The 20,851-nt window shown below is 62.3% G+C and carries 21 protein-coding genes; 7 read left to right on the top strand and 14 right to left on the bottom strand.

Annotated elements, in window-relative coordinates:
* Nucleotides 1-207 precede the first annotated feature (207 nt).
* The 4 genes from pcaCD to pcaH all read right to left on the bottom strand — a co-directional run bounded on the left by pcaCD (nt 208) and on the right by pcaH (nt 4,215).
* A complete protein-coding gene (pcaCD, locus tag ACODSZ_RS19110) occupies nt 208-1,470 on the bottom strand; it encodes a bifunctional 4-carboxymuconolactone decarboxylase/3-oxoadipate enol-lactonase PcaCD (protein ID WP_008332174.1) in 1,263 nt (420 codons plus the stop codon).
* Nucleotides 1,471-1,522: 52 nt separating this feature from the next.
* Complete coding sequence (gene pcaB, locus ACODSZ_RS19105; protein ID WP_008332173.1) at nt 1,523-2,890, bottom strand: 3-carboxy-cis,cis-muconate cycloisomerase; 1,368 nt, start codon at nt 2,888-2,890, stop codon at nt 1,523-1,525.
* Between the two features lie 100 nt (nt 2,891-2,990).
* A complete protein-coding gene (locus tag ACODSZ_RS19100) occupies nt 2,991-3,503 on the bottom strand; it encodes a peptidase associated/transthyretin-like domain-containing protein (protein WP_008332171.1) in 513 nt (170 codons plus the stop codon).
* A gap of 19 nt (nt 3,504-3,522) precedes the next feature.
* Nucleotides 3,523-4,215 carry a protocatechuate 3,4-dioxygenase subunit beta gene (gene pcaH / locus ACODSZ_RS19095; RefSeq protein WP_008332170.1) on the bottom strand — a complete coding sequence of 231 codons (693 nt, stop codon included), beginning with the start codon at nt 4,213-4,215 and terminating at the stop codon, nt 3,523-3,525.
* Nucleotides 4,216-4,468: 253 nt separating this feature from the next.
* Between pcaH and ACODSZ_RS19090 the strand changes: the two genes are divergently transcribed.
* Nucleotides 4,469-5,269, top strand: coding sequence for an IclR family transcriptional regulator domain-containing protein (locus tag ACODSZ_RS19090; protein ID WP_488928279.1), 801 nt, complete (start codon nt 4,469-4,471; stop codon nt 5,267-5,269).
* A 74-nt stretch (nt 5,270-5,343) separates the two neighbouring features.
* On the opposite strand, the gene ACODSZ_RS19085 is transcribed toward ACODSZ_RS19090, so the two are convergent.
* Nucleotides 5,344-6,255 carry a helix-turn-helix domain-containing protein gene (locus tag ACODSZ_RS19085; RefSeq protein ID WP_008332168.1) on the bottom strand — a complete coding sequence of 304 codons (912 nt, stop codon included), beginning with the start codon at nt 6,253-6,255 and terminating at the stop codon, nt 5,344-5,346.
* Between the two features lie 220 nt (nt 6,256-6,475).
* Between ACODSZ_RS19085 and ACODSZ_RS19080 the strand changes: the two genes are divergently transcribed.
* Both ACODSZ_RS19080 and ACODSZ_RS19075 read left to right on the top strand, forming a co-directional pair.
* A complete protein-coding gene (locus ACODSZ_RS19080) occupies nt 6,476-7,642 on the top strand; it encodes a 4-hydroxybenzoate 3-monooxygenase (RefSeq protein ID WP_299535079.1) in 1,167 nt (388 codons plus the stop codon).
* 68 nt (nt 7,643-7,710) lie between these two features.
* Nucleotides 7,711-8,337, top strand: coding sequence for a pyridoxamine 5'-phosphate oxidase family protein (locus tag ACODSZ_RS19075; protein ID WP_299535076.1), 627 nt, complete (start codon nt 7,711-7,713; stop codon nt 8,335-8,337).
* A 12-nt stretch (nt 8,338-8,349) separates the two neighbouring features.
* On the opposite strand, the gene ACODSZ_RS19070 is transcribed toward ACODSZ_RS19075, so the two are convergent.
* Complete coding sequence (locus ACODSZ_RS19070) at nt 8,350-9,189, bottom strand: CPBP family intramembrane glutamic endopeptidase (protein WP_488928278.1); 840 nt, start codon at nt 9,187-9,189, stop codon at nt 8,350-8,352.
* Between the two features lie 170 nt (nt 9,190-9,359).
* Between ACODSZ_RS19070 and ACODSZ_RS19065 the strand changes: the two genes are divergently transcribed.
* Entirely contained in the window at nt 9,360-10,238 is an 879-nt protein-coding gene (locus ACODSZ_RS19065; RefSeq protein WP_175344404.1) for an AraC family transcriptional regulator, read from the top strand.
* 33 nt (nt 10,239-10,271) lie between these two features.
* Here ACODSZ_RS19065 and ACODSZ_RS19060 read toward each other — a convergent pair whose 3' ends face one another.
* Nucleotides 10,272-10,703 (bottom strand): hypothetical protein, encoded by a 432-nt coding sequence (locus ACODSZ_RS19060; RefSeq protein WP_488928277.1) that lies wholly within the window; start codon nt 10,701-10,703, stop codon nt 10,272-10,274.
* A 232-nt stretch (nt 10,704-10,935) separates the two neighbouring features.
* Between ACODSZ_RS19060 and ACODSZ_RS19055 the strand changes: the two genes are divergently transcribed.
* Entirely contained in the window at nt 10,936-11,457 is a 522-nt protein-coding gene (locus tag ACODSZ_RS19055; protein WP_175344402.1) for a response regulator, read from the top strand.
* Nucleotides 11,458-11,526: 69 nt separating this feature from the next.
* Here the strand turns inward: ACODSZ_RS19055 and ACODSZ_RS19050 are convergent, their stop codons facing one another.
* A complete protein-coding gene (locus ACODSZ_RS19050; protein WP_006461679.1) occupies nt 11,527-12,006 on the bottom strand; it encodes an Lrp/AsnC family transcriptional regulator in 480 nt (159 codons plus the stop codon).
* Between the two features lie 274 nt (nt 12,007-12,280).
* Between ACODSZ_RS19050 and mdeB the strand changes: the two genes are divergently transcribed.
* Both mdeB and ACODSZ_RS19040 read left to right on the top strand, forming a co-directional pair.
* A complete protein-coding gene (gene mdeB / locus ACODSZ_RS19045) occupies nt 12,281-14,962 on the top strand; it encodes an alpha-ketoglutarate dehydrogenase (protein ID WP_488928276.1) in 2,682 nt (893 codons plus the stop codon).
* Nucleotides 14,963-15,127: 165 nt separating this feature from the next.
* On the top strand, nt 15,128-15,886 hold the full coding sequence (locus ACODSZ_RS19040; RefSeq protein ID WP_175344400.1) for an SDR family oxidoreductase: 759 nt from the start codon (nt 15,128-15,130) through the stop codon (nt 15,884-15,886).
* Between the two features lie 169 nt (nt 15,887-16,055).
* Here the strand turns inward: ACODSZ_RS19040 and ACODSZ_RS19035 are convergent, their stop codons facing one another.
* The 6 genes from ACODSZ_RS19035 to lptA form a co-directional block, all read right to left on the bottom strand.
* Nucleotides 16,056-16,658, bottom strand: coding sequence for a UbiX family flavin prenyltransferase (locus ACODSZ_RS19035; protein WP_175344399.1), 603 nt, complete (start codon nt 16,656-16,658; stop codon nt 16,056-16,058).
* A gap of 25 nt (nt 16,659-16,683) precedes the next feature.
* Nucleotides 16,684-16,995 (bottom strand): Grx4 family monothiol glutaredoxin, encoded by a 312-nt coding sequence (gene grxD / locus ACODSZ_RS19030; RefSeq protein WP_008332149.1) that lies wholly within the window; start codon nt 16,993-16,995, stop codon nt 16,684-16,686.
* A gap of 375 nt (nt 16,996-17,370) precedes the next feature.
* Nucleotides 17,371-17,733, bottom strand: coding sequence for a ribosome hibernation-promoting factor, HPF/YfiA family (hpf, locus tag ACODSZ_RS19025; protein WP_488928275.1), 363 nt, complete (start codon nt 17,731-17,733; stop codon nt 17,371-17,373).
* A 153-nt stretch (nt 17,734-17,886) separates the two neighbouring features.
* Nucleotides 17,887-19,377: an RNA polymerase factor sigma-54 gene (locus ACODSZ_RS19020; RefSeq protein WP_008332145.1), complete on the bottom strand. Its 1,491-nt coding sequence runs from the start codon at nt 19,375-19,377 to the stop codon at nt 17,887-17,889.
* 99 nt (nt 19,378-19,476) lie between these two features.
* A complete protein-coding gene (gene lptB / locus ACODSZ_RS19015; protein WP_008332143.1) occupies nt 19,477-20,220 on the bottom strand; it encodes an LPS export ABC transporter ATP-binding protein in 744 nt (247 codons plus the stop codon).
* Nucleotides 20,221-20,222: 2 nt separating this feature from the next.
* Nucleotides 20,223-20,831, bottom strand: a complete 609-nt coding sequence (gene lptA / locus ACODSZ_RS19010; RefSeq protein WP_008332141.1) for a lipopolysaccharide transport periplasmic protein LptA — start codon at nt 20,829-20,831, stop codon at nt 20,223-20,225.
* Nucleotides 20,832-20,851 lie beyond the last annotated feature (20 nt).

Below are 20,851 nucleotides of genomic sequence, written 5' to 3'. Positions count from 1 at the left end.
TCGCCTTCTTTTGCTTACTTTTCTTGGCGAGACAAGAAAAGTGAGCGGCTGCCGGCAGAAGCAGTGCTTCTGCCCCCCGGCGCGTCCTCCCGACCGGAGAAAGATAAGCATTAAGCTAGAGCGCAGGAAAGAGGCCCGTGCAGACTACCCAAAACCGTAAATCATCAAAACAGCAAAACAGCAAAACAGCAAAACAGCAAAACAGCATCAAAGCCCATCAATAAACCCACAAACCAATTCAGCAAACACAGCCGGCTGCTCAACAGCACTGACATGCGAGGCTTCTGTAATGACCTCCAGCCGTGCACCAGCAATCCCATCCACCAGCGCCTGCGCCATGGCCACCGGCGTCCCCTGATCCAGTTCCCCCGCAATCACGAGGGCAGGCACGTGAATAGCCCCCAACCGGGAAGAAGTATCGACAGTCCCGACAGCATGACAGCACCCCACATACCCCACCGCATCGGTCGTGACCAGCCGATGCCGATAGCGCGCAACAGTGGCCGCTTGTGCAGCACGGAAGCCCTCGTGGAAATACCGCCCCATGACCGCATCGGCAATCACTTCGATCCCTTGAGCCCGCACGGTAGCAATCCGCTGCTGCCAAACCTCGCGCGCCGCCTCAGGATAGGCAGACGTGGTATTGGCCAACACCAGCGATCGCACCAGCCCCGGATGCCGCAAGGCCAGCTCCTGCCCGACCATGCCGCCCATGGACAAACCGACCCACACCACCGGCCCTGTATCCAGCTCGCGCAACAAACGGGCCGCATCATCGGCCAGATCCGCCATGCTGTAGAGCCCATCGATCTTCTCCGAACTGCCATGCCCACGATGATCGTAAGCAATCACCCGACAATCGGCCGCCAGCAGATTGGCCAGCCCGTCCCACATCATCAGGTCGGTACCCAGCGCATGCGAGAGCACCACTGTATGACGCGGCGCCTTGCCATTGCGGGGTTCGCGCAAGGTGTAATGCAAGGCCGGTGACGAAACGGTGCGGCCCTCGTGCCCCACACCCGGATGCACGCTGCCAGCAGGCGCCTGCGGTACCACGGCATAACCGATCTGCTCACCCACTTCACGCAGGATTTTCTGCGCATGCGTGAAAGCCGTATTGCCCGCCGGCACACCCGCATAGACCGCCGCCTGAATCATGACTTCCTTCATCTCGTCCGGGCTGAGCCGCGTGGTCGCATCACCGGTCAGCCCGGCGCGTACGTGCAGTTCGAATTCTTCCCAGCGCCCCAGCGCAATGGTGATGGCCAGCACGATGATGCGGCGTGTCTTGTGGTCCAGCCCGGGACGACCCCAGATCTCGTTCCACGCAAAACGCGTGATCAGGTTCTGAAAGTCGGCGTTGAAATTGGTGGCATTGGCCACCGAACGGTCAACCCATTGGTCGCCCAATACACTGCGGCGATTGCGCATGCCGCGCTCGAAATCATGGTCCAGCGGATCGTAGCTCATGTGGTGCTCTCTTTGTCTCGGTGTGATGGGTGGAGGTGGAGAATTCAGCAGATCAGTGCGCCAGCTGGGCGCGCAAGTGTTCAAGCCGCCCTTCGGCAATGCGGCGCGCAGGGCGGGTGGCTTGCACCGGATCGAACAGGCCACGCAACATGCCCAGGTCGATTTCCTGGCGCAACTGCGCATCGCCCTCTACGGCATCGACCAGCACGTCAACCAGCTGCGCGCCATCGGCTACAGCCTTGCGCGTGAGTTGTTCCAGCAGACTATGTGCCCGTGGGCGACCGATGACGCCAGCCAGCGCAATCGAGGCCGACTCGGCAAACACCAGACCCTGCAAGGCATCGATGTTGCGCAGCATGCGCGCCTCATCAATGACCAGCCCGGCAAAGGCATCATTGAGCGCGCGCAGTGCACCGTGCACACCAAGGAAGAGCCCCGGCCATTCGGCCAGTTCGGCCTGCCAGTTGCCCAGCCCGCGTTCATGCTGCTGCGACATCGCACCCAGCAGCGCGGCGGCTTGCTGTGGCGCTCGGGTAGCAGCGGCCAGGGCGATCATGGACGACACCGGATTGCGCTTGTGCGGCATCGCCGACGACCCGCCACGACCATTGCCGGAGGGCTCGGCCAGTTCGGCAATCTCGCCCTGTGCCATCAGTGACAGGTCGGTGGCGATCTTGCCCAGGCTGCCCGCCAGCACCGCCATCTCGGTACCCAGGCGTATCCACTCGTCACGCTGGGTATGCCAGGCCGCCTCGGGGGTCTTCAAATCGAGGGCCGCAGCCATGCGTGCCGCCACCGCTGGCCCTTTGTCACCCAGCACCGCCAGCGTACCGACCGCACCGCCCAGTTGCAGTTGCAAGGCGCGCCCGGCCAGCGCCTGCAATTGCGCGCGCGAACGCAACAGGGGCGCGGCCCAGTTGCAGAACTTGAAGCCCAGACTGGTCACCTGCGCCGGCTGCATCAGCGTGCGCGCCAGCACCGGTGTATCCAGATGGGATTGCGACAAGTCCAGCAGGCGGCGCGCCAGCTGATCCAGTTCGCCATCGACCAGCCGCAAGGCTTCACGCGTGACCAGCACCATGGCCGTATCCAGCACATCCTGGCTGGTGCTGCCCCAGTGCACGTGGGTGGCGGCTTCTTCGCTGTAGAGGGCGACCGTGCGTTGCAATTCCTTGACCAGCGGAATGGCCAGCGCACCGGCGCGCCGACCGGCTACGATGAGGGCGTTGATGTCGTAGAGCGGGGCGCGGCAGACGCTGGCAATGGCACGCGCGGCGGCCTCGGGGATGATGCCCTCGGCGGCTTCGGCCTCGGCCAGAACCTGTTCGAAGCGCAGCATGGCTTGTACCACCGCCTGGTCGTCGAACACCGCAATCATGTCCGAAGTGGTGAGGAAGCTGTCGAAGATCGAAACGCTCATGAAGTCTCCAGTGCTTGCCCTTGCGGCGCGATCCAACGCAAGCGGGATCCGGCAAGCAGATGCTTGCGGATCCCCATGCTCGTCACGCCGAAGAGGGCGTTCAGATGTAGTCGAAGAATACCGTCTCGCGCGCACCCTGCATGTGGATATTCCACAGGTAGCTGCCGTCAGGCTGCTTGCGGGCAATCAGGGTGTCACGACGGTCGGCCGGGACCTGCTCCAGCAGGGCCGATTGCGCCAGCGCCGGGTCGTCCTCCAGGAAGACGGCCGTGAACTGGTGCTTGACCAGGCCGCGCGCAAACACGGTCACGTAAGCAACCGGCTTGCCAGCTGGCGCCTGGGGCTGCGAAATCGAAAATGTGAACCCGCCCTCCTCATTGGTGGGCACGCGGCGATATCCGGGAATGGCATGTGAAGTTTCTGACGCAGCGCTGCCCGGCAGCCAGGCTTCGGCCCAGGCGTCATTGATGGGAACGCCATCGCCATCGAGAATGGCGCCGCTGATCTTGACCTGCGGTGCACTGCTCTCTACGCGAGAGGTCAGTTCCACGGCCCAGGCCCAGGCTTCGTGCGGGAAGGGGCCGATGGTTTGCGAAGTGGTGATGTTGCTCATGTGGTCTCCTGCCTTGTGTTCAGATGCCCATGGGCGTGGCGTTGCGGCCGCGCAGGACGATGTCGAATTCATAGCCCAGCATCTTGTCATCGACCGTCTCCTCCAGCGAGAAGCGCGAGATCAGGCGCTGGCGGGCAGCCTCATCAGGGATGCTCTGGAAGATCGGATCGTAGGCGAACAGCGGATCGCTGGGAAAATACATCTGCGTCACCAGACGCTGCGCATAGATGTTGCCGAACAGGGAGAAGTGGATGTGCGCCGGACGCCAGGCCTTGTGGTGATTGCCCCAGGGATACGGACCGGGCTTGATGGTGACGAAACGATAGCGGCCATTGTCATCGGTGAGCATCTTTCCAAAACCGGTGAAGTTGGGATCCAGCGGCGCATCGTGCTGGTCCTTCTTGTGGAAGTAGCGCCCGGCTGCATTGCATTGCCAGACTTCCAGCAGGGAGTTGCGCACCGGCTTGCCATCTTCGTCCAGCACGCGACCGGTGACGACGATCTTCTCGCCCAGCGGCTCGCCCTTGCCCTGCGCGGTCAGGTCCATGTCGTGCGGCAGGATCAGCCGGGGCGAGGCGAACAGATTGGTGCCGGTGGCGGTCTCGTCGCGCACGCGCAGCGGTGCTTGCGTAGGGCCGCGCTTGACGGTGGACTTGTAGGGGGGATAGATCAGTTCCGGATAGACTCCGGGTTCGATGGCATCGAATTGCATGAGGTCTCCTCAGGTCGACGGGGATGAATGCGGCGTCGTCCTCGAATTCCTTGCCTACCGGAATGGGCGATTGGCGCGCCGTGCTTGGGTGTGGACAGATAGTAGGCAAGCCCGACACCGCTCTCAAGGCCAACGCAGCGCAGCATATTCGCCATGCGCCCGCTTTGTGCGAGAATCGCACAAATGGCCGATTTTCTGCATCCACGGGAAAACGGTAGAGATCAGCTTGTTTTATCCACAGGGCGGGGAATCCATGCAGCAACAGCCAATCGATGACGAGCCGGAGGCGAGCGAAGACGGCCCCCTCAAGCGTGACCTGGTGGCAGGGCTGGAAAAAGGCTTGCAGGTCATCGAAGCCTTCGACCAGGAGCGTTCGCGCCTGACCATCGCCGAGGTGGCGCAACTGACCGGCCTGACCCGCGCCGCCGCCCGTCGCTATCTGATCACGCTTGCGCACCTGGGCTACATGCGGCACGACAACAAGACGTTCTCGCTCACGCCGATGGTGCTGCGGCTGGGACAGTCCTATCTGCATTCGGCGCGGCTGCCGCGCATCGTGCAGCCGCTGCTGTACCGGCTGGCCTATTCGCTGGGCGAGGCGGCTTCCTGCGGGGTGCTCGATCATGACCAGCTGGTGTGCGTGGCCGCGGTCAGCGCCGGGCAACTGGTCTCGACCACTCTGCAGCCCGGTACGCGGGTGCCGGCCTACTGCACCGCCAATGGCCGCATCCTGCTGGCCAACCTGGCCCCGGCGCAGCTCGATGCCATCCTCGCGCGTGCCCAGCCGGAGGCCATTACCGCCCATACCATCACCGATGTCGAACGATTGGGACTGGAAATCGCCCGCGCCCGCGCGCAGGGTTATGCGCTGGTGGACCAGGAACTGGAACTGGGCCTGCGCACCATGGCCGTACCGGTGCGCAACTTCCGCGGTGAGGTGGTGGCGGCGATGAATATCAGCGTGCATGCGGCCCGCATGAAGCTGGAAGACATGGTGGAGCGCTGCTTGCCGGCCATGTTGAAGATACAGGTGGAGCTGGGGGCGCTGCTGTGAGGCGTGGCTGAATTTCAAAGATGGCGCACCGGTTTTTGTTTTTGCGCCATTGCCGGAAACGGCATGCGAAATACTCATTGCTCCACGTGCGTACGCCGATATTGCTTGGGCGTCACGCCCATGTGCCGTTTGAAGAGCCGGCTGAAGTACGCCGGATCCTGAAAGCCCAGTTCATAGGCAATCGTCGAAATCCCCGAAGGCACATAGGTCAGCTTGCGACAAGCCTCCAGAATCAAGCGCTGCTGCGCCAGGTCGAAGGCTGAATGCCCGGCCAGCTTCAGGCACAGGCGATTGAGCCGGCTGGGGGTGATGCGCAACTTGTCGGCATACACCGCCACCTGCCACTGCTGCTTGAAATGCTGCTCCACCAACGCACGAAAGCGCGTGAACAATTCAAAGTCGCCGCGTCCGGACAACTCCGCCGAGCGATGATCCGCTTCCAGTCGCACCAGCAGCAGCATGACGCTGCGCGCCAGCCATTCCAGCATCAGCGTGTGACCGGTGCGGGGCGCAGCGGACTCGGCGATGAGCAGGCGCAGCAGGGTTTCCATGCGTTCTCGCAGCTCCGGCACACGCGCCAGTTCGATGGCCATCGGTCGCAGGAACAAGGGCGAGAACAATTCTCCATGCGCCTCGCTGCCGCCGGCCGAAAACACGACGTGCGGATCGACCGTGAGTACGAAGCCGATCGCCTGTTCCGAAAAATCGAAACCGTGTACCAGCGAGGGATGAATGGTAATGACCACCGGTCCGTCGGCCTCCCAGACTTCCTCTTCCATCAGCGCGCTGACATGACCGGACATTAAAAAAAGTACCTGAAAAAGCCCGGCATGCGTGTGCGGTGCAATATGCCAGTCATGCACACGGCTGCGTGTCTCGATCAGTTCGATATGGACAGACTCTGCGTCCTCCTGCCGGGAAGCCTCGCCATACAAGGAAAATTGCGGTACGTCGGCGGTGCGGGGTTTGCTTCGGGGCAAGGGCATAGGGTCTCCATCTTCTACGTCGCGATCAAGCGTTGTGATTGTGCTCTGTAAAAATAGTACAAGTAATTGGCGGGATCATCCATTTTTTATTCGTCCACCGCCGTCTAAGATCGCTCTCACATCAAGAACAAGAACAGATGACATGCCACCCGCTTCGGGCGCGCGCCACGGTGCGCCTGCAACGAAAACGGTGCCTGACCTTTACACGGAGACCTCCACCATGCGTACCCAAGTCGCCATCATCGGCGCCGGCCCGGCCGGTTTGTTGCTGTCCCATCTGCTGCATCTGAAGGGCATCGAATCAGTCGTGCTGGAAACGCGCAGCCGCGAAGACATCGAATCCACCATCCGTGCCGGCGTGCTGGAACAAGGCACGATGGATATCCTCACCGAGACCGGCGTGGGCGAGCGCATGAAGCGCGAAGGCGCGCTGCATCACGGTATCGAGCTGGCCTTTGGAGGGCGTCGCCACCGCATTGACCTTACCGAGCTGACCGGCCAGGCCATTACCGTCTATGCCCAGCATGAAGTCATCAAGGACCTGGTGGCCGCCCGCCTGGCTGCGCAGGGGCAGTTGCTGTTCGGTGTGAGCGGCACCAGCATCGAAGGCATCGAGACCAGCAAGCCGCGCGTACGCTTCATGCACGCGGGTGAGCAGCATACGCTGGAGGCCGATTTCGTGGCCGGTTGCGACGGCTTCCATGGTGTCTCGCGCCCGGCCATTCCCGAGGGCAAACGCCAGGACTACCAGCGCATCTATCCCTTCGGCTGGTTCGGTGTGCTGGTGGAAGCACCGCCCTCTTCGGATGAGCTGATCTATGCGCAGCACGATCGTGGTTTCGTGCTCGTCAGCACACGCTCGCCGACGGTACAGCGTCTGTATTTTCAGTGCGATCCCAAGGACAGCGTGGACAACTGGAGCGATGACCGCATCTGGAATGAATTCCATACCCGCCTGGAAAACGGCGATGGCTGGCGTGTCAAGGAGGGCAAGATCTTCCAGAAGGGCATCATCGGCATGCGCAGTTTCGTCTCCACGCCGATGCAGCATGGCCGCTTGTTCCTGGCTGGTGATGCGGCCCACATCGTGCCGCCCACCGGAGCCAAGGGGCTGAATCTGGCCGTGGGCGACGTCAGGCGCCTGGCCCAGGGCATCGAGGAGTTCTATCGCACCAACAGCGAGCAAGGGCTCTCGTCCTATACCGAGCAGGCCTTGAAACGCATCTGGCGCGCCGAGTATTTCTCCTGGTGGATGACCAGCATGCTGCATACCTTCGAGGATGCCTCGCCCTTCCAGCGCCAGATCCAGCGCGCCGAGCTGGAGAACGTGGTCAATTCGCGCGCACTGTCGACGGCACTGGCGGAGAATTACGTCGGCGCATTCTGAAGCGTTGGCGCCCCGTTGCAGCCACAATCCGGAACGCCCGCGCAAGCGGGCGTCGTCATTGCCGGAGCATGGTCCCGACGGCATCCGCAGCACGCACCCGCCTGCGCGCGAGGCTCTACAATGGCGGCATGAACCTGCCCGAACTCCACACCCTGATCTGGGACGAATTGTGCCGCGGTGCCAGTCCCGCACGTTCCCCGTTTACCATCTGGCAACTGGCCACTGTGGGCCTGGACGGTGCGCCCCAGTTGCGTTCCATCGTCTTGCGCGAGGCCAATATCTCTGCCGGGACGCTGTGCTTTCACACCGATCTGCGTTCACCGAAGCTGGCCGAGCTCCGTGCCGATGGCCGCGTGGCGATGCTGGCGGTTGACCTGGATCGTCATCTGCAACTGCGCCTGAACGGCGTGGCGCAGGTGGTGCAGGATGCCACGCGCATTCGGGGCATGTGGACCGGGTCCAGGCCGCATACGCTGATCCTGTACAAGACCCCGCATGCACCCGGCACACCGATTGCTCAGCCCGAAGAGGGGCATGTGCGGGAGCAGGACAGGGGCGATGGCTTCGAAAATTTTGCCCTGGTGGAAGTGCGGCTGGAGCGCATCGAATGGCTGGACCTCACACCGAACCAGCATCGCCGCGCGCGTTTTGAACGTGGGCAGGTGCCATGGCAAGGGCAGTGGATTGCGCCCTGAGGGTGGCGCGCATCAGGCCAGTGCGGGATAGGTGAATCCGAGGAAATGCACGGCATTGAGCATGAAGTGCAGCAGGATCGGCGCCTCCAGACGTCCGGTGCGCCGGAAGACCCACGCATAACCGAGACCGGCCATCCCGGCCATGACCGCATAGCTCAGGCCGCCGCCAAGATGGGCTGCACCGAAGAGCAGCGCGGAGGCCGTCATTGCCAGCCCTGTCCCGCCGCGGATGTGCAGCAAGGCGCTTTGCAGCCGATGCTGGATGACGCCACGGAAGAAGGCTTCCTCTGCCACCACCGTCAACAGCAGATTGATGGTCAGGAACTCCACGGTAAAGTCCGGCCACTTCAGTGCGGGCCTGACCAGGCCCGCCACACAAGCCGCTCCCATCACGAGCGCGATCGTCACGGCACCCGGCAGCAGCGTCTTGCAGAGCATCTCCCGCCATTCCCGCCACGCATGGCAGCGTGGCGCCAGCAGTGCCAGCAACAGCAGTCCGGCGCTCCCTTTGTCGAGATTGGCAAAGAGCATGAAGGGCCGTGCATCGGCAGTCATGGCCGCTGACGGCAGCACCAGCACATTGTGGAAGCCCGGCCAGCGATGCAGTGCCAGCAGCAGGGCCAGCAGCAAACTCAGCGCCAGCAGACTGCGGCGTTGCCATGCGTTGGACGCATGGGTCGTTCCCAGGGCGGTGACGCCCAGCAGGACGATGCCTGTGGCGGCGCCGGCATCGAGTCGGCCATCCTGCAGGCCCATGGCCACGGCCAGTGTCAGCAGCGGCAGCCACGGTGCAAGGGTCCAGCGGCCCGGCAGCCTCAGGGAGGGCAGCCAGACGCTGCAGATGGCGAGCATCAAGAGAACAGCGGAAGGCATGGAGAAAAAGGCAGAGTGCGACCAAGCCAGTGTTTTAACATGGCGACCTGTCAGAGGGCCAGAGCTTGAGGCCTCTTCACGATGCGCAATTTCGGTCAGGATTTGTTCCGCTCTTTCTTGCACAGTATGTCCCGTGAACCGAGGACCCGATGAACGACGACCGCCAAAAGACCAGCCAGGCCCGCTATCAAGCCCGCTTCGAACGTGTGCTCGATCATATCGAGGCGCATCTCCATGGCCCGCTGGAGATGGAGCAACTGGCGGCGGTCGCCCATTTTTCACGGTTCCATTTCCAGCGGCAGTTTGCTGACTTCACCGGCGTCGGGGTGGCGCGCTACATCCTGCTGATGCGTCTGAAGCATGCCAGCCATCAACTGGCCTTTCAGCCAAAGCGGCGCATCATCGACATCGCCCTCGAAGCCGGTTTCGAAAATCCGGAATCCTTCACGCGCGCTTTCAGAAGTGTCTTCGGCCAGTCGCCTTCGCAGTTTCGGCGCGCACCGGACTGGCCTTCATGGAACGAGCGTTTCGTCTTCCGCATCCCTGAAAGGAAAGTGCAAGTGCAAGTAGAAATCGTCGACGTCGAACCCATCCGTATCGCCCTGCTGGCGCATCGCGGCCCCGTCAACCAGCTCAACGCCAGCGTGGCGCGCTTCATCGAATGGCGCAAGGCGTCCGGCCTGTCGCCGGTGGAGCGCAGCCGTACCTTCGGTCTGGCCTGGGATAATCCCGACACCACGCCCCCGGAGCAATTCCGCTTCGGCATCTGCGGCGAAGTGGACGCACAGGTGCCGGGCAATGCGCAAGCCGTGGTGAGTTCCCTGATCCCGGGCGGGCGCTGCGCGCGTGTGCGTCATGCGGGCGCGCATGAACGCCTGGGAGAGAGCATCTATCCGCTGTATCGCCAGTGGCTGCCGGAGAGTGGTGAGGAGTTGCGCGATTTCCCGCTGTACTTCCACTATCTCAATCTCTTGCCCGATACACCACCGGGCGAGTTGCTCACGGATATCTACCTGCCCTTGAAATAGGCAATGCAGCGAGGGGGAAACGGGAAGAAGACTTCACGCCACCAGGGCGTGCGAGAAGTGTGCCATCTGGTGCGCGGGCACCAGCAGCGGCACGAAGGAAGCATTGTTCACGGCGAGCCAATAGGGCAGGTGCGGGCCGGCATCGAAGCCGTAGTTGCTGTCGTCGAGCTGCCAGAAGCGTGGTATCGCCAGCGGCGGCGGTACCCGATGTTTGAGCTGGTCGAGGCTGACCAGGCGCTTGGGACAGGGCTGGAAGCGGGCCAGCGCGCTCTTTTCTCCACCGGGCGCAAAGCCGGAGCTGGCAAACCATTCCAGCACCTTGCGCGGCGTGGCCTGCAGGCTGGCCCAGTCGTGCAGGGCATCGGCGCGCTGGCCGGTGCTGCGGGTGCAGGCGCTGACATACAGCTCGACCATGCCCAGCAAGGCGGTGGGGACGGGGACTCGGACTTTGGCAAACGGCAACATCGGCGGGGCTTCCTGGCTGTACAGATGGGCAGATCCTGCTGGAGCGGATCATCGAGCCTGTCACTGTAGTCATTCTTGCTACTGTCGGCGATCGGGGAAATCCTGACCGTCTGTCTCCCTCTTGTCTGGCGCAGTCAGGAATTTCCCGATGCCGGGCGCCGCGCCAGTCCTGTAAAACGTGTGCTGTAGCCATTGTCGGCTTGTGTACTCTGACAGGATGTTCTCTCGCAGCATGAATTTCCCCAGCATCATCATGATCGACCCCAGCCAGGAGGCCGCCGAGCTGGCGCGCTTCGCCTTGTGGCGTGCGGGACTGCATTGCCTCTTCCGGTCCTGCCCGGACCTGGCGACGGCGCGTCGCTGCCTGCTGCAGGGGCGCCGCCAGAGCGATGGCGGCGCGCCCAGCCTGATTCTGCTGGAGTCCGAGATGGAGTGCGGCGACGGCCTGCAGCTTTTGCGCGAGTTGCGCGCGAGCAAGCATCTGGCTGCTGCCCCGGTGGTGGTCTTTCCTTCCCACGAGACCGAGGGCGAACGTGCGGCACTGGAGGCCGGTGCGACCGAATACCTGCCCAAGCCGGTCGATGGAGAACACTATGCGCGTTGCGTGGTAGCGATGGTGGAGCGCTGGTGCGATGTCAGCGAGGCAGCCGCACCGCTGGCCGAGGCCGCGGTGCAGGATGCGCTGGCAGGCGAGCCCGCGCATCCGCAGCGGCGCCAGGAGGATGGCTTGCCGCGCGGCGGACGGTCGCACTGAGTGAGGCAAGGTGGGGCGCAGCAAACAGCAAAGGGCCGCAAGGCCCTTTTTTCATGTGCGCCGTAGCGCCTATCGCCGCGTCTTGATCTTGGGCGTGGGCAGGGCGGTCTTGTACTTGATCTGCTTGAGGGCGAAGCTGGAGCGGATGTTCTTGATGCCGGGGATCTTGGTCAGGTGATCGACGATGAAATGCTCCAGCGTCAGCAGGTCGGGCACCACGATGCGCAGCAGGTAATCCTCGTCGCCGGTCATCAGATAGACTTCCATGACCTCATCGAAGGCACTCACCGCCGTCTCGAACTGGGCCAGCGCTTCGGCACCCTGGCGCTCCAGGATGACTTTGACAAAAACGTTCACCTTCAGGCCCAGCAGGTGCGGATCGGCCAGCGCTACATAGCGGGAGATGATGCCTTCGGTCTCCAGACGCTTCACACGGGCCAAAGTCGGCGAGGGGGAGAGGTTGATGCGGCTGGCCAGCTCCAGATTGCTGATCGAACTGTTCTCCTGCAGGATGTTCAGGATGCGCAAATCGGTGGTGTCGAGTTCCATTATCGAAATTTAATTCTGTCAGTTTCAGTTTCGCAGCACTGGATGCTGAATATTGTACGGCAACTTCCCATCTTAAGTGACTCATGCCGGGACATAGGGCGTATCGTAGTCCGGTGCTTCGATCACAGTAGCCCTCAACGACAACAAGGCCGAAAAGGCGTCGGGTGCTCGGAGACGGATGGCGCGGCCTGTGTTTTACCGGCTTTTCGTCTCTTTGCATAGAGCAGTGATGCACCCGGCCCGGCGCACCCAGACAGGAGAACAGGAAGTGGACATGTCCCGCCCCAGCGACAGCGATATTGCCCGCGATATCGACCTCGACACCCAGGAAACCCAGGAGTGGCTGCAAGCGCTGCACAGCGTGCTGGCCGAGGCCGGTCCGGAACGCGCGCGCTTCCTGCTTTCGCGGCTGTCGGCAGCGGCTCAGCAATGGGGCGTGAACTGGCGCGATGCGCGCAATACCCCTTACGTCAACACGATCCGCCCGGAACAGGAGCCGCCCTTCCCTGGTGGCTCCGATGCCCAGGCCATTGAGGAGCGCATTGCCAGCATCATGCGCTGGAACGCACTGGCCATGGTGGTGCGCGCCAACCGCGCCTATGGCGAACTGGGCGGGCATATCGCCAGCTATGCCTCGGCGGCGGACCTCTTCGAGGTCGGCTTCAACCACTTCTTCCGCGCCCGCGATGCGCAATTCGCGGGCGATGTCGTCTACTTCCAGCCGCACTCCGCGCCCGGCATCTATGCGCGGGCCTTCCTCGAAGGCGCCCTCGCCGAAGAGGATCTGGCCTACTACCGGCGCGAGATCGAGGCCAAGCGGGTGGGGCGCCAGGGTTTGTCGTCCTATCCGCATCCCTGGCTGATGCCGCAGTTCTGGCAGTTCCCGACCGGTTCCATGGGCATCGGCCCCATCAATGCCATCTACCAGGCGCGCTTTTTGCGCTACATGGAGCATCGCGGCCTGTTGCAGGACCAGGGGCGCAAGGTGTGGGGCGTCTTCGGCGATGGCGAGATGGACGAGCCCGAATCGCTGGCCGCGCTCTCGCTGGCCTCGCGCGAGAAGCTGGACAATCTGATCTTCGTGGTCAACTGCAACCTGCAGCGGCTCGATGGGCCGGTGCGCGGCAATGGTCATATCGTCGATGAACTGGAGACGCTGTTCGCCGGTGCCGGCTGGAACGTCATCAAGCTCTTGTGGGGCTCGGACTGGGACGGGTTGTTTGCGCGTGACCGGGACGGCGAACTGGTCGATGCCTTGAATCGTACGGTGGACGGGCAGTTGCAGACCTTCGCCGCCAATGATGGTGCTTTCAATCGCCAGCATTTCTTCGGCCAGACGCCGGGCACGCGCGCCATCGGCGCCACCCTCACCGATGAGGAAATCAATCGCCTGCGTCGCGGTGGCCATGACATGAAGAAGATCTTCTCGGCTTACCAGGCGGCGGCCAGCCATCGTGGCCAGCCCACGGTGATTCTGGCGCAGACCAAGAAGGGCTACGGCATGGGCGCGGCGGGCGAAGGCAAGATGACCACACACCAGCAGAAGAAGCTGGATGAAGAAAGCCTGCTGCAGTTCCGCGACCGCTTCAAGCTGCCGCTCACTGATGATCAATGCCGTGAGCTGGCCTTCTACAAGCCGGCCGATGACAGTCCGGAGATGAAGCACCTGCATGCCCGTCGCGCCGCGCTCGGCGGCTATCTGCCGCGCCGCCAGGCCGGGCAGGCAGGGCGCTCGGTGCCGCCGCTGGAGGCGCACGCCCGGTTCGCGCTGGAGGCCGACGGCAAGGAGATGTCCTCCACCATGGCGCTGGTGCGTCAGCTCGGCAATCTGTTGAAGGACAAGGATTTCGGCCAGTATGTCGTGCCCATCGTGGCCGATGAGGCGCGCACCTTCGGCATGGCCAACCTGTTCCGTCAGGTCGGCATCTATTCGTCGCAAGGGCAGTTGTATGAGCCGGAGGATATCGGGTCCATCCTCTACTATCGCGAAGCGAAAGATGGACAGATTCTGGAGGAGGGCATCACCGAGGCCGGCGCGATTTCTTCCTGGACCGCAGCGGCCACTGCCTACTCGGTGCATGGCACGCCGATGCTGCCCTTCTACATCTACTACTCGATGTTCGGTTTCCAGCGCATCGGCGATCTGATCTGGGCCGCTGCAGACCAGCGGGCGCGCGGCTTCCTGATCGGGGCTACCTCGGGGCGCACCACACTGGGCGGCGAGGGCCTGCAGCATCAGGATGGCAACAGCCTGGTGACGGCAGCGTCGATTCCCAACTGTGTTTCGTACGACCCGGCCTATGCGTATGAGCTGGCGGTGATCCTGGATGAGGGCATGCGCCGCATGATGGAACGCGGTGATGACGTGTTCTACTACATCACTGTCACCAACGAGAACGAGGCTCAGCCAAGTCTGCCGGACGGCGTGCAGGAGGGGATCCTGCGCGGTTTGTACTGCCTGGGTAGCAAGGCGGGTGCGCAGGTGCGCTTGCTGGGCTCGGGCCCCATTCTCAAGGAGGCCGTGGCCGCAGCGGCGCTGCTGCAGCAGCACTGGCAGATCGAGGCCGAGGTGTGGAGCGTGACCAGCTATACCGAGCTGGCACGTGATGGCGTGGCGGCGCAACGTGCACAGCGCCTGTCGGCCAGCCCGGCCCAGCCCTATGTAACGGCGCAATTGCAAGGCAGCGCAGCGCCGGTGATCGCGGTGAGCGATTACATCCGCAGCTTGCCCGAGAGCATCCGCGCGTTCGTGCCGGCGCCGTATGTGACCTTGGGTACGGACGGGTTTGGTCGCAGCGATACGCGGGTGAATCTGCGTGACTTCTTCGAGATCGATGCGCGCTGGATTGCGTATACGGCCTTGTGTGAAGTGTGGGGGGAGGATCGTGCGCGCTTGGAAGACGCGGCGCGGACCTTGGGTATCGATACCGGCAAGCCCCTGTCTTCCACGGTATGAAGCGTGAGAGGCAACAGATGAATGCCGGGCCGCCGGATTGAAAATCTCTCATCTGGCGCGACCCCGTGTTTGCTATAGTGAAAACCGCCCGTGCATCACGGGCGGTTTTTTATTGCGCCGTGATGCGCATCGTCCATGACATACCGTGAGTGAGGAGTACACACGATGGCTGCACCCAAACGTATTGCGCTGGTGACCGGCGCAGGTTCCGGCATCGGCCGGCAGATCACCCTGGCGCTGCTGCGCGAAGGCTATGGCGTGACGCTGGCCGGACGTCGCCAGGAGGCGCTGGAAGAGACGGTCAGGCTGGCCGCTGAACACGCTGCCCATGCGCTGGTGGTGGCGGCCGACGTGACTGATCCGGCGTCGGTGAAGCAGCTCTTCGCCAGGACGCGCGAACGCTTCGGGCGGCTGGACATGCTGTTCAACAATGCCGGCATCTTCGCCCCGCCGGTGTCGCTGGAAGAACTGAGCGTGGAGCAGTGGAAGGCGGCCGTGGACATCAACCTGACCGGGGTTTTCCTCTGCACCCAGGAAGCCTTCCGCATCATGAAGGAGCAGTCGCCGCGCGGTGGCCGCATCATCAACAATGGTTCGATTTCGGCGCATGCACCGCGTCCGTTCTCGGCATCCTATACCGCGACCAAGCACGCCATCACGGGTCTGACCAAGGCCACCTCGCTGGATGGCCGCGCCTATGACATCGCCTGCGGCCAGATCGATATCGGCAATGCCTCCACCGACATGACCACCCTGATGAAGAAGGGGACGCTGCAGGCCGACGGCTCCACCAAGGTCGAGCCGACCATGGATGCCGAACACGTGGCCCGGGCCATCCTCTACATGGACAGCCTGCCGCTGGAGGCCAATGTGCAGTTCATGACCGTGATGGCGACCAAGATGCCCTATATCGGGCGGGGTTGAGCCGGCTTTCCTTTGCCAGATGAAGAAATGGCCGCAGTGATGAGCTGCGGCCATTTTTCTGAAGCGGTGAAAGGCTTGATCCTCTAGCCGATGAACAGCGCAGGACCCACGCCAATCTGAGATATTTGCAATCCGGCGTCGGAAGAGATGTTGCGGGACACGAAGAGCGTCAGCCCGGATTGCCCTTCATGCCCTGCCACTCCGGCGTCAACTGCATGGAAATCCCGAACATGTCCAGCACGCGCCCCAGCGTGTGATCCACCATTTCTTCCATGGACGCAGGGCGCTGGTAGAAGCCGGGCAGGGGCGGGAAGATCACGCCGCCCATTTCCGTGACCGACGTCATGTTGCGCAGATGGGCCAGATTGAACGGGGTCTCGCGCACCATCAGCACCAGTCGGCGGCGTTCCTTGAGCACCACATCGGCTGCACGGGTGATGAGATTGTCGGAGAGGCCATGCGCCACGGCGGCCAGGGTCTTCATCGAACAGGGCGCCACCACCATGCCGGCAGAGGCGAACGAGCCACTGGCGATGCACGCGCCGACATCGCGCACGTTGTGCACCACATCGGCCAGCGCTTCCACATCCTTGCGCCGCATGTCCAGTTCCTGATGCAGATTGAGCACGCCGGCTTCGGAGACCATCAGATGCGTCTCGACCTGACCATGCTTGCGCAGGTGTTCCAGCAGCCGGACACCATAGATGGCCCCGGTGGCCCCGGTGATCGCAACGATCAGGCGCTGGCGGGGCTGACTGGAAGAAGCACTCATGCGCGCTCTACAGGGCAGGGCAGACTCAGCCCTTGATCAGGGTCTGCAGCTCGCCCGAGGCGTACATCTCGCTCATGATGTCGGAGCCACCGACGAATTCACCCTTCACGTACAGCTGGGGAATGGTCGGCCAGTTCGAGTATTCCTTGATGCCCTGGCGCACGTCGGGGCTTTCCAGCACGTTGACGGTGACGATGTTCTCGGCGCCGCTGGCCTTGAGCAGCTGGATGGCCTTGCCGGAAAAGCCGCATTGCGGGAACTGTGCAGTGCCCTTCATGAACAGCACCACAGGGTTTTGGGTCACGGTTTCTTTGATCCAGGATTGGACGTCGCTCATGGCTGTGCCTTTAAAAATGGGATTGCCCGACATTATAGGGAAAAGCCGGCAGGCGCGTTGAAATCGGCAGCACGCCATTCGTCCGTCCGAGCCGGCGGGAAATTGCATCAAGGAAATGATTTATACCGTATGCAGTTTGCTCTGGGTAGCAGATGAGGGTGCTGCGCAAGACATTCAAGCAGAGCGATGAACAATGTTCACTGCGGTTTTGCCGGGAAGTTGCCCGGCGTAATGATTTATATTTTTTCCACAGGCATCGCTAGATGCTGTGGCCCCAATGAAAAAGGGCGCTTGCGCGCCCCTTCCTCGTGAAATCCGGCTGGCTTTCTCAGCAGCCCTGCAGGCTGCGAGGTGGCTTGCCGTTGGTGTCCTGGCTTATGCCGCTCCGGCTACCGCATCCTCGGGCGTGTCGTCCGGCAGGCGCTTGGCAGTGGAGTGATGCTCCTGCAACTTGTCCTTGTGCTTGATGACCTGGCGATCGAGCTTGTCGATCAGGGTGTCAATGGCAGCGTAGAGGTCGTGTGCGATGCTTTCCGCATGTAGATCCTTCCCCTTGATGTGGACGTTGATTTCCGCTTTTTGGCGCTTTTCCTTTTCTGTGAGTTTATCTACGCTCAGGATCACGCTGACGTCGATCACGTTGTCGAAATGGCGCTTGATACGCGAGAGCTTGCTTTGCACGTATTCCCGGATGGCGGGGGTCAGTTCGAGGTGGTGTCCACTGATGGTCAGATTCATACAAGACTCCTATCGTGAAGTCACTGGAGGTTCGTGCAATCGATCCTGCTGCAGCTGTACCACGGGCACGGTCTTCGTGTCGGATGGCGTGGGCATCAGTCGGGATGCTTGCCTGAACACAGCAACGGTACTGCAGAAAAACTGAGGAAAAACTCAGAGGGACTTGCGGAGATTGACTGGCGGAATCTTCAACACTTCGCGGTATTTGGCGACTGTGCGTCGCGCGACCACCATGCCTTGTTCTGCCAGCATATCCGCAATCTTGCTATCGGATAATGGGGTCTGCGGGTTTTCGGCTCCTATCAACTGTTTGATCAGCGCCCGTATCGCGGTGGAGGAAGCTTCGCCTCCGGTTTCAGTCGCGACGTGGCTACCGAAGAAGTATTTCAACTCAAACATACCATGCGGAGTGAGCATGTATTTCTGAGTCGTCACGCGAGAGATGGTGCTCTCGTGTAGACCCAGTGTATCAGCAATTTCACGCAGCACAAGGGGGCGCATGGCCACTGCACCATGGGAAAAGAAGTTTCTTTGACGTTCCACAATAGCCTGCGCGACGCGCAAAATCGTATCGAAACGTTGCCGCATGTTCTTGATGAGCCACTTGGCTTCCTGCAACTGCGAGGACAGCGAACCTTCGCCCTTGGCCTGCTTCAAGGCACTGGCGTACATCGCATTGACGCGCAGCTTGGGCATGACCTCATGGTTGAGCATGACCTGCCAGCCGTTCTTTGTCTGCTTGACAATCACGTCCGGCACCACGTAGTCCGAGGCGTCACGCGCGAATTCGGCACCCGGATGCGGACGGCACTGGCGGATCACGGCCTGGGCTTCACGCAGGTCTTCGTCGTCACAATCGAGGGCCTTCTTGATCTTGTTGAAGTCGCGCTGGGCGAACAGCGGCAGGTAATCCTCAACGATCCTCAGCGCCAGCTTGCGCGTGACAAAGGGGATCTTGGGCAGGCGGCGGATCTGCAAGGCCAGGCATTCGCCGGCACTGCGCGCGCCCACGCCGGCCGGGTCCAGGCTCTGCAGCAGCTTGAGCGAAATCGACAGCTCTTCCATGTCGATACCCAGCTCTTCAGGCAGGCGCGCGAGGATGTCCTCCAGCGGTTCTTCCAGATAGCCGCTCTCGTCGAGCGCATCGGTGAGCAGTTCCAGCAGCGCACGATCGCGCAGGGTGCGCGCAGTCACGCGGATCTGTTCCAGCAGGTGTTCGCGCAGGGTCAGTTCATGGGCTTCCAGCTGCGGGCGGGCATCGTCGTCATCGGGTGACTTGCCGCTGCGGGCGACGTCATCGAAGCTCCAGTCGGCATCACCGGTGACACCGGTGTCCGGATTGTTGTCCTGGTACTCGAAGCTGGAATCGCCATCGCTGGCAGCGGGCGTCGCTTCGCCGCTGTTTTCATGAGGGGTGTCGGCCACGCCACTGGAAGGCGAACTGGAGACGGCACCGTCGGCCAGCAGACGCACCGAATTGTCGAGAGCGTCATCGAGACGCTCCAGCAGGGGATTGTCGGAGAGGATCTGTTCCAGTTCCTGGTGCAGTTCCAGCGTCGACAGTTGCAGCAGCCTGATCGACTGCTGCAGTTGCGGCGTCAATGCGAGGTGCTGCGAGGTACGTAACTGGAGCGACTGTTTCATCTGTCTTTCTGAAAGCGGCGTGGCCCGCGGGTTGCTGTGCCTGTCGTTGCGTGATGCCTGGGTGTCGGTGATGCTCGATACGTAGGGCGACTGTGCTGCTTACATGCGGAAGTGCTCGCCCAGATAGACGCGGCGTACCGACTCGTTGGCAATGATCTCTTCCGGATTGCCGCTGGCCAGCACCGTGCCCTGGTTGATGATGTAGGCGCGATCGCAGATGCCCAGCGTCTCGCGCACGTTGTGGTCGGTGATGAGCACGCCGATGCCGCGCTCCTTGAGGAAGCGCACGATACGCTGGATCTCGATCACCGCAATCGGGTCGATACCGGCAAACGGTTCATCGAGCAGCACGAAGCGCGGATCGGTGGCCAGCGCGCGAGCGATCTCGACGCGTCGGCGCTCACCGCCCGACAGTGACAGGGCCTGGCTTTCGCGCAGCTTTTCGATTTGAAGTTCGTGCAGCAGGTTGTTGAGGCGGCCCTCGATTTCATCGCGCGAGAGCGGCTTGCCGTCTTCCTGGCGCAGCTCCAGCACGGCGCGGATGTTGTCTTCCACCGTCAGCTTGCGAAACACCGAGGCTTCCTGCGGCAGGTAGGACAGGCCCATGGTGGCGCGCTTGTGAATGGGCATGCGCGAAATGGGCGCGCCATCCAGGTCGATCTCGCCGCCATCGGAGGGTACCAGCCCCACGATCATGTAGAACGAGGTGGTCTTGCCGGCACCATTGGGGCCGAGCAGGCCGACCACTTCGCCGCTGCGCACTTCCATCGAGACATCGCGCACCACCTGGCGCGCGCCGTAACTTTTCTTCAGGCCGCGAACGACCAGCGAACTGGCTACCATCCTTACTGGTCCTTTCCGTTCTGACGACGCGCTGCCGGCTGGGCCGGTGCTGCGGGCTGGGCGTCCGTGGCCGGCGGCGGGTTCTTGGGCTGGATCACGGCCGTGATGCGGCCCGCGCCCGGCTTGCTCTGGCCGCTGGCAGTGTTGTTGACCGAATAGAATTCGGCGCGGCTGTCATAGGAAATGAATTCGCCGTTGACTTCATCGGTGATGCGGTCGCCGTCCATGCGCTGGATGTGGGCGCGCTGGAACAGCTTGGACACTTCCGTCTGCTCCGAATACTCGATGCGCTCGGCCTGGCCTTCGATCCACAGATTGGGGCCGCCGTCACGCTTCTGGCGGAAGGTTGCCAGCGCACCAGGCGCGGCATACAGCACCGCATTTTCATAACCGTACTGATCGGTCGTCAATACCACGCGGCCGGCCTTGATGATCAGGGTGCCACGTGTCATCACGACGTTGCCGGTGAAGGTCTTCACCTGGCGCACGTCGTCATAGACCATCTGGTCTGCCTCGATGTTGGTGGGCTTGGTGGAGTCCGCCTTCTCGGCGTTGGCCACACCGCACACGGCAGCCAGCATCAGCATCGGCAGTAAGAGTGAGCGTTTCATTGGTTTCCTGTCTGTTCGAT

This window comes from Herbaspirillum sp. FG34 (assembly GCF_057809315.1).
Note: the sequence above shows the minus strand (reverse complement) of the source record. Positions and strands in the feature narration are given on the sequence as shown.

What these genes read in the sequence shown, in the direction of transcription:
- ACODSZ_RS19040 (WP_175344400.1), top strand. Translation starts at nt 15,128, where the DNA reads ATGGCTGCACCCAAACGTATTGCGCTGGTGACCGGCGCAGGTTCCGGC.
- mdeB (WP_488928276.1), top strand. Translation starts at nt 12,281, where the DNA reads ATGTCCCGCCCCAGCGACAGCGATATTGCCCGCGATATCGACCTCGAC.
- ACODSZ_RS19090 (WP_488928279.1), top strand. Translation starts at nt 4,469, where the DNA reads ATGCAGCAACAGCCAATCGATGACGAGCCGGAGGCGAGCGAAGACGGC.
- pcaB (WP_008332173.1), bottom strand. Translation starts at nt 2,890, where the DNA reads ATGAGCGTTTCGATCTTCGACAGCTTCCTCACCACTTCGGACATGATT.
- ACODSZ_RS19050 (WP_006461679.1), bottom strand. Translation starts at nt 12,006, where the DNA reads ATGGAACTCGACACCACCGATTTGCGCATCCTGAACATCCTGCAGGAG.
- ACODSZ_RS19020 (WP_008332145.1), bottom strand. Translation starts at nt 19,377, where the DNA reads ATGAAACAGTCGCTCCAGTTACGTACCTCGCAGCACCTCGCATTGACG.
- ACODSZ_RS19035 (WP_175344399.1), bottom strand. Translation starts at nt 16,658, where the DNA reads ATGAGTGCTTCTTCCAGTCAGCCCCGCCAGCGCCTGATCGTTGCGATC.
- lptA (WP_008332141.1), bottom strand. Translation starts at nt 20,831, where the DNA reads ATGAAACGCTCACTCTTACTGCCGATGCTGATGCTGGCTGCCGTGTGC.
- ACODSZ_RS19055 (WP_175344402.1), top strand. Translation starts at nt 10,936, where the DNA reads ATGAATTTCCCCAGCATCATCATGATCGACCCCAGCCAGGAGGCCGCC.
- lptB (WP_008332143.1), bottom strand. Translation starts at nt 20,220, where the DNA reads ATGGTAGCCAGTTCGCTGGTCGTTCGCGGCCTGAAGAAAAGTTACGGC.
- ACODSZ_RS19075 (WP_299535076.1), top strand. Translation starts at nt 7,711, where the DNA reads ATGGTCCCGACGGCATCCGCAGCACGCACCCGCCTGCGCGCGAGGCTC.
- ACODSZ_RS19100 (WP_008332171.1), bottom strand. Translation starts at nt 3,503, where the DNA reads ATGAGCAACATCACCACTTCGCAAACCATCGGCCCCTTCCCGCACGAA.
- grxD (WP_008332149.1), bottom strand. Translation starts at nt 16,995, where the DNA reads ATGAGCGACGTCCAATCCTGGATCAAAGAAACCGTGACCCAAAACCCT.
- ACODSZ_RS19065 (WP_175344404.1), top strand. Translation starts at nt 9,360, where the DNA reads ATGAACGACGACCGCCAAAAGACCAGCCAGGCCCGCTATCAAGCCCGC.
- pcaH (WP_008332170.1), bottom strand. Translation starts at nt 4,215, where the DNA reads ATGCAATTCGATGCCATCGAACCCGGAGTCTATCCGGAACTGATCTAT.
- hpf (WP_488928275.1), bottom strand. Translation starts at nt 17,733, where the DNA reads ATGAATCTGACCATCAGTGGACACCACCTCGAACTGACCCCCGCCATC.
- pcaCD (WP_008332174.1), bottom strand. Translation starts at nt 1,470, where the DNA reads ATGAGCTACGATCCGCTGGACCATGATTTCGAGCGCGGCATGCGCAAT.
- ACODSZ_RS19070 (WP_488928278.1), bottom strand. Translation starts at nt 9,189, where the DNA reads ATGCTCGCCATCTGCAGCGTCTGGCTGCCCTCCCTGAGGCTGCCGGGC.
- ACODSZ_RS19080 (WP_299535079.1), top strand. Translation starts at nt 6,476, where the DNA reads ATGCGTACCCAAGTCGCCATCATCGGCGCCGGCCCGGCCGGTTTGTTG.
- ACODSZ_RS19085 (WP_008332168.1), bottom strand. Translation starts at nt 6,255, where the DNA reads ATGCCCTTGCCCCGAAGCAAACCCCGCACCGCCGACGTACCGCAATTT.
- ACODSZ_RS19060 (WP_488928277.1), bottom strand. Translation starts at nt 10,703, where the DNA reads ATGTTGCCGTTTGCCAAAGTCCGAGTCCCCGTCCCCACCGCCTTGCTG.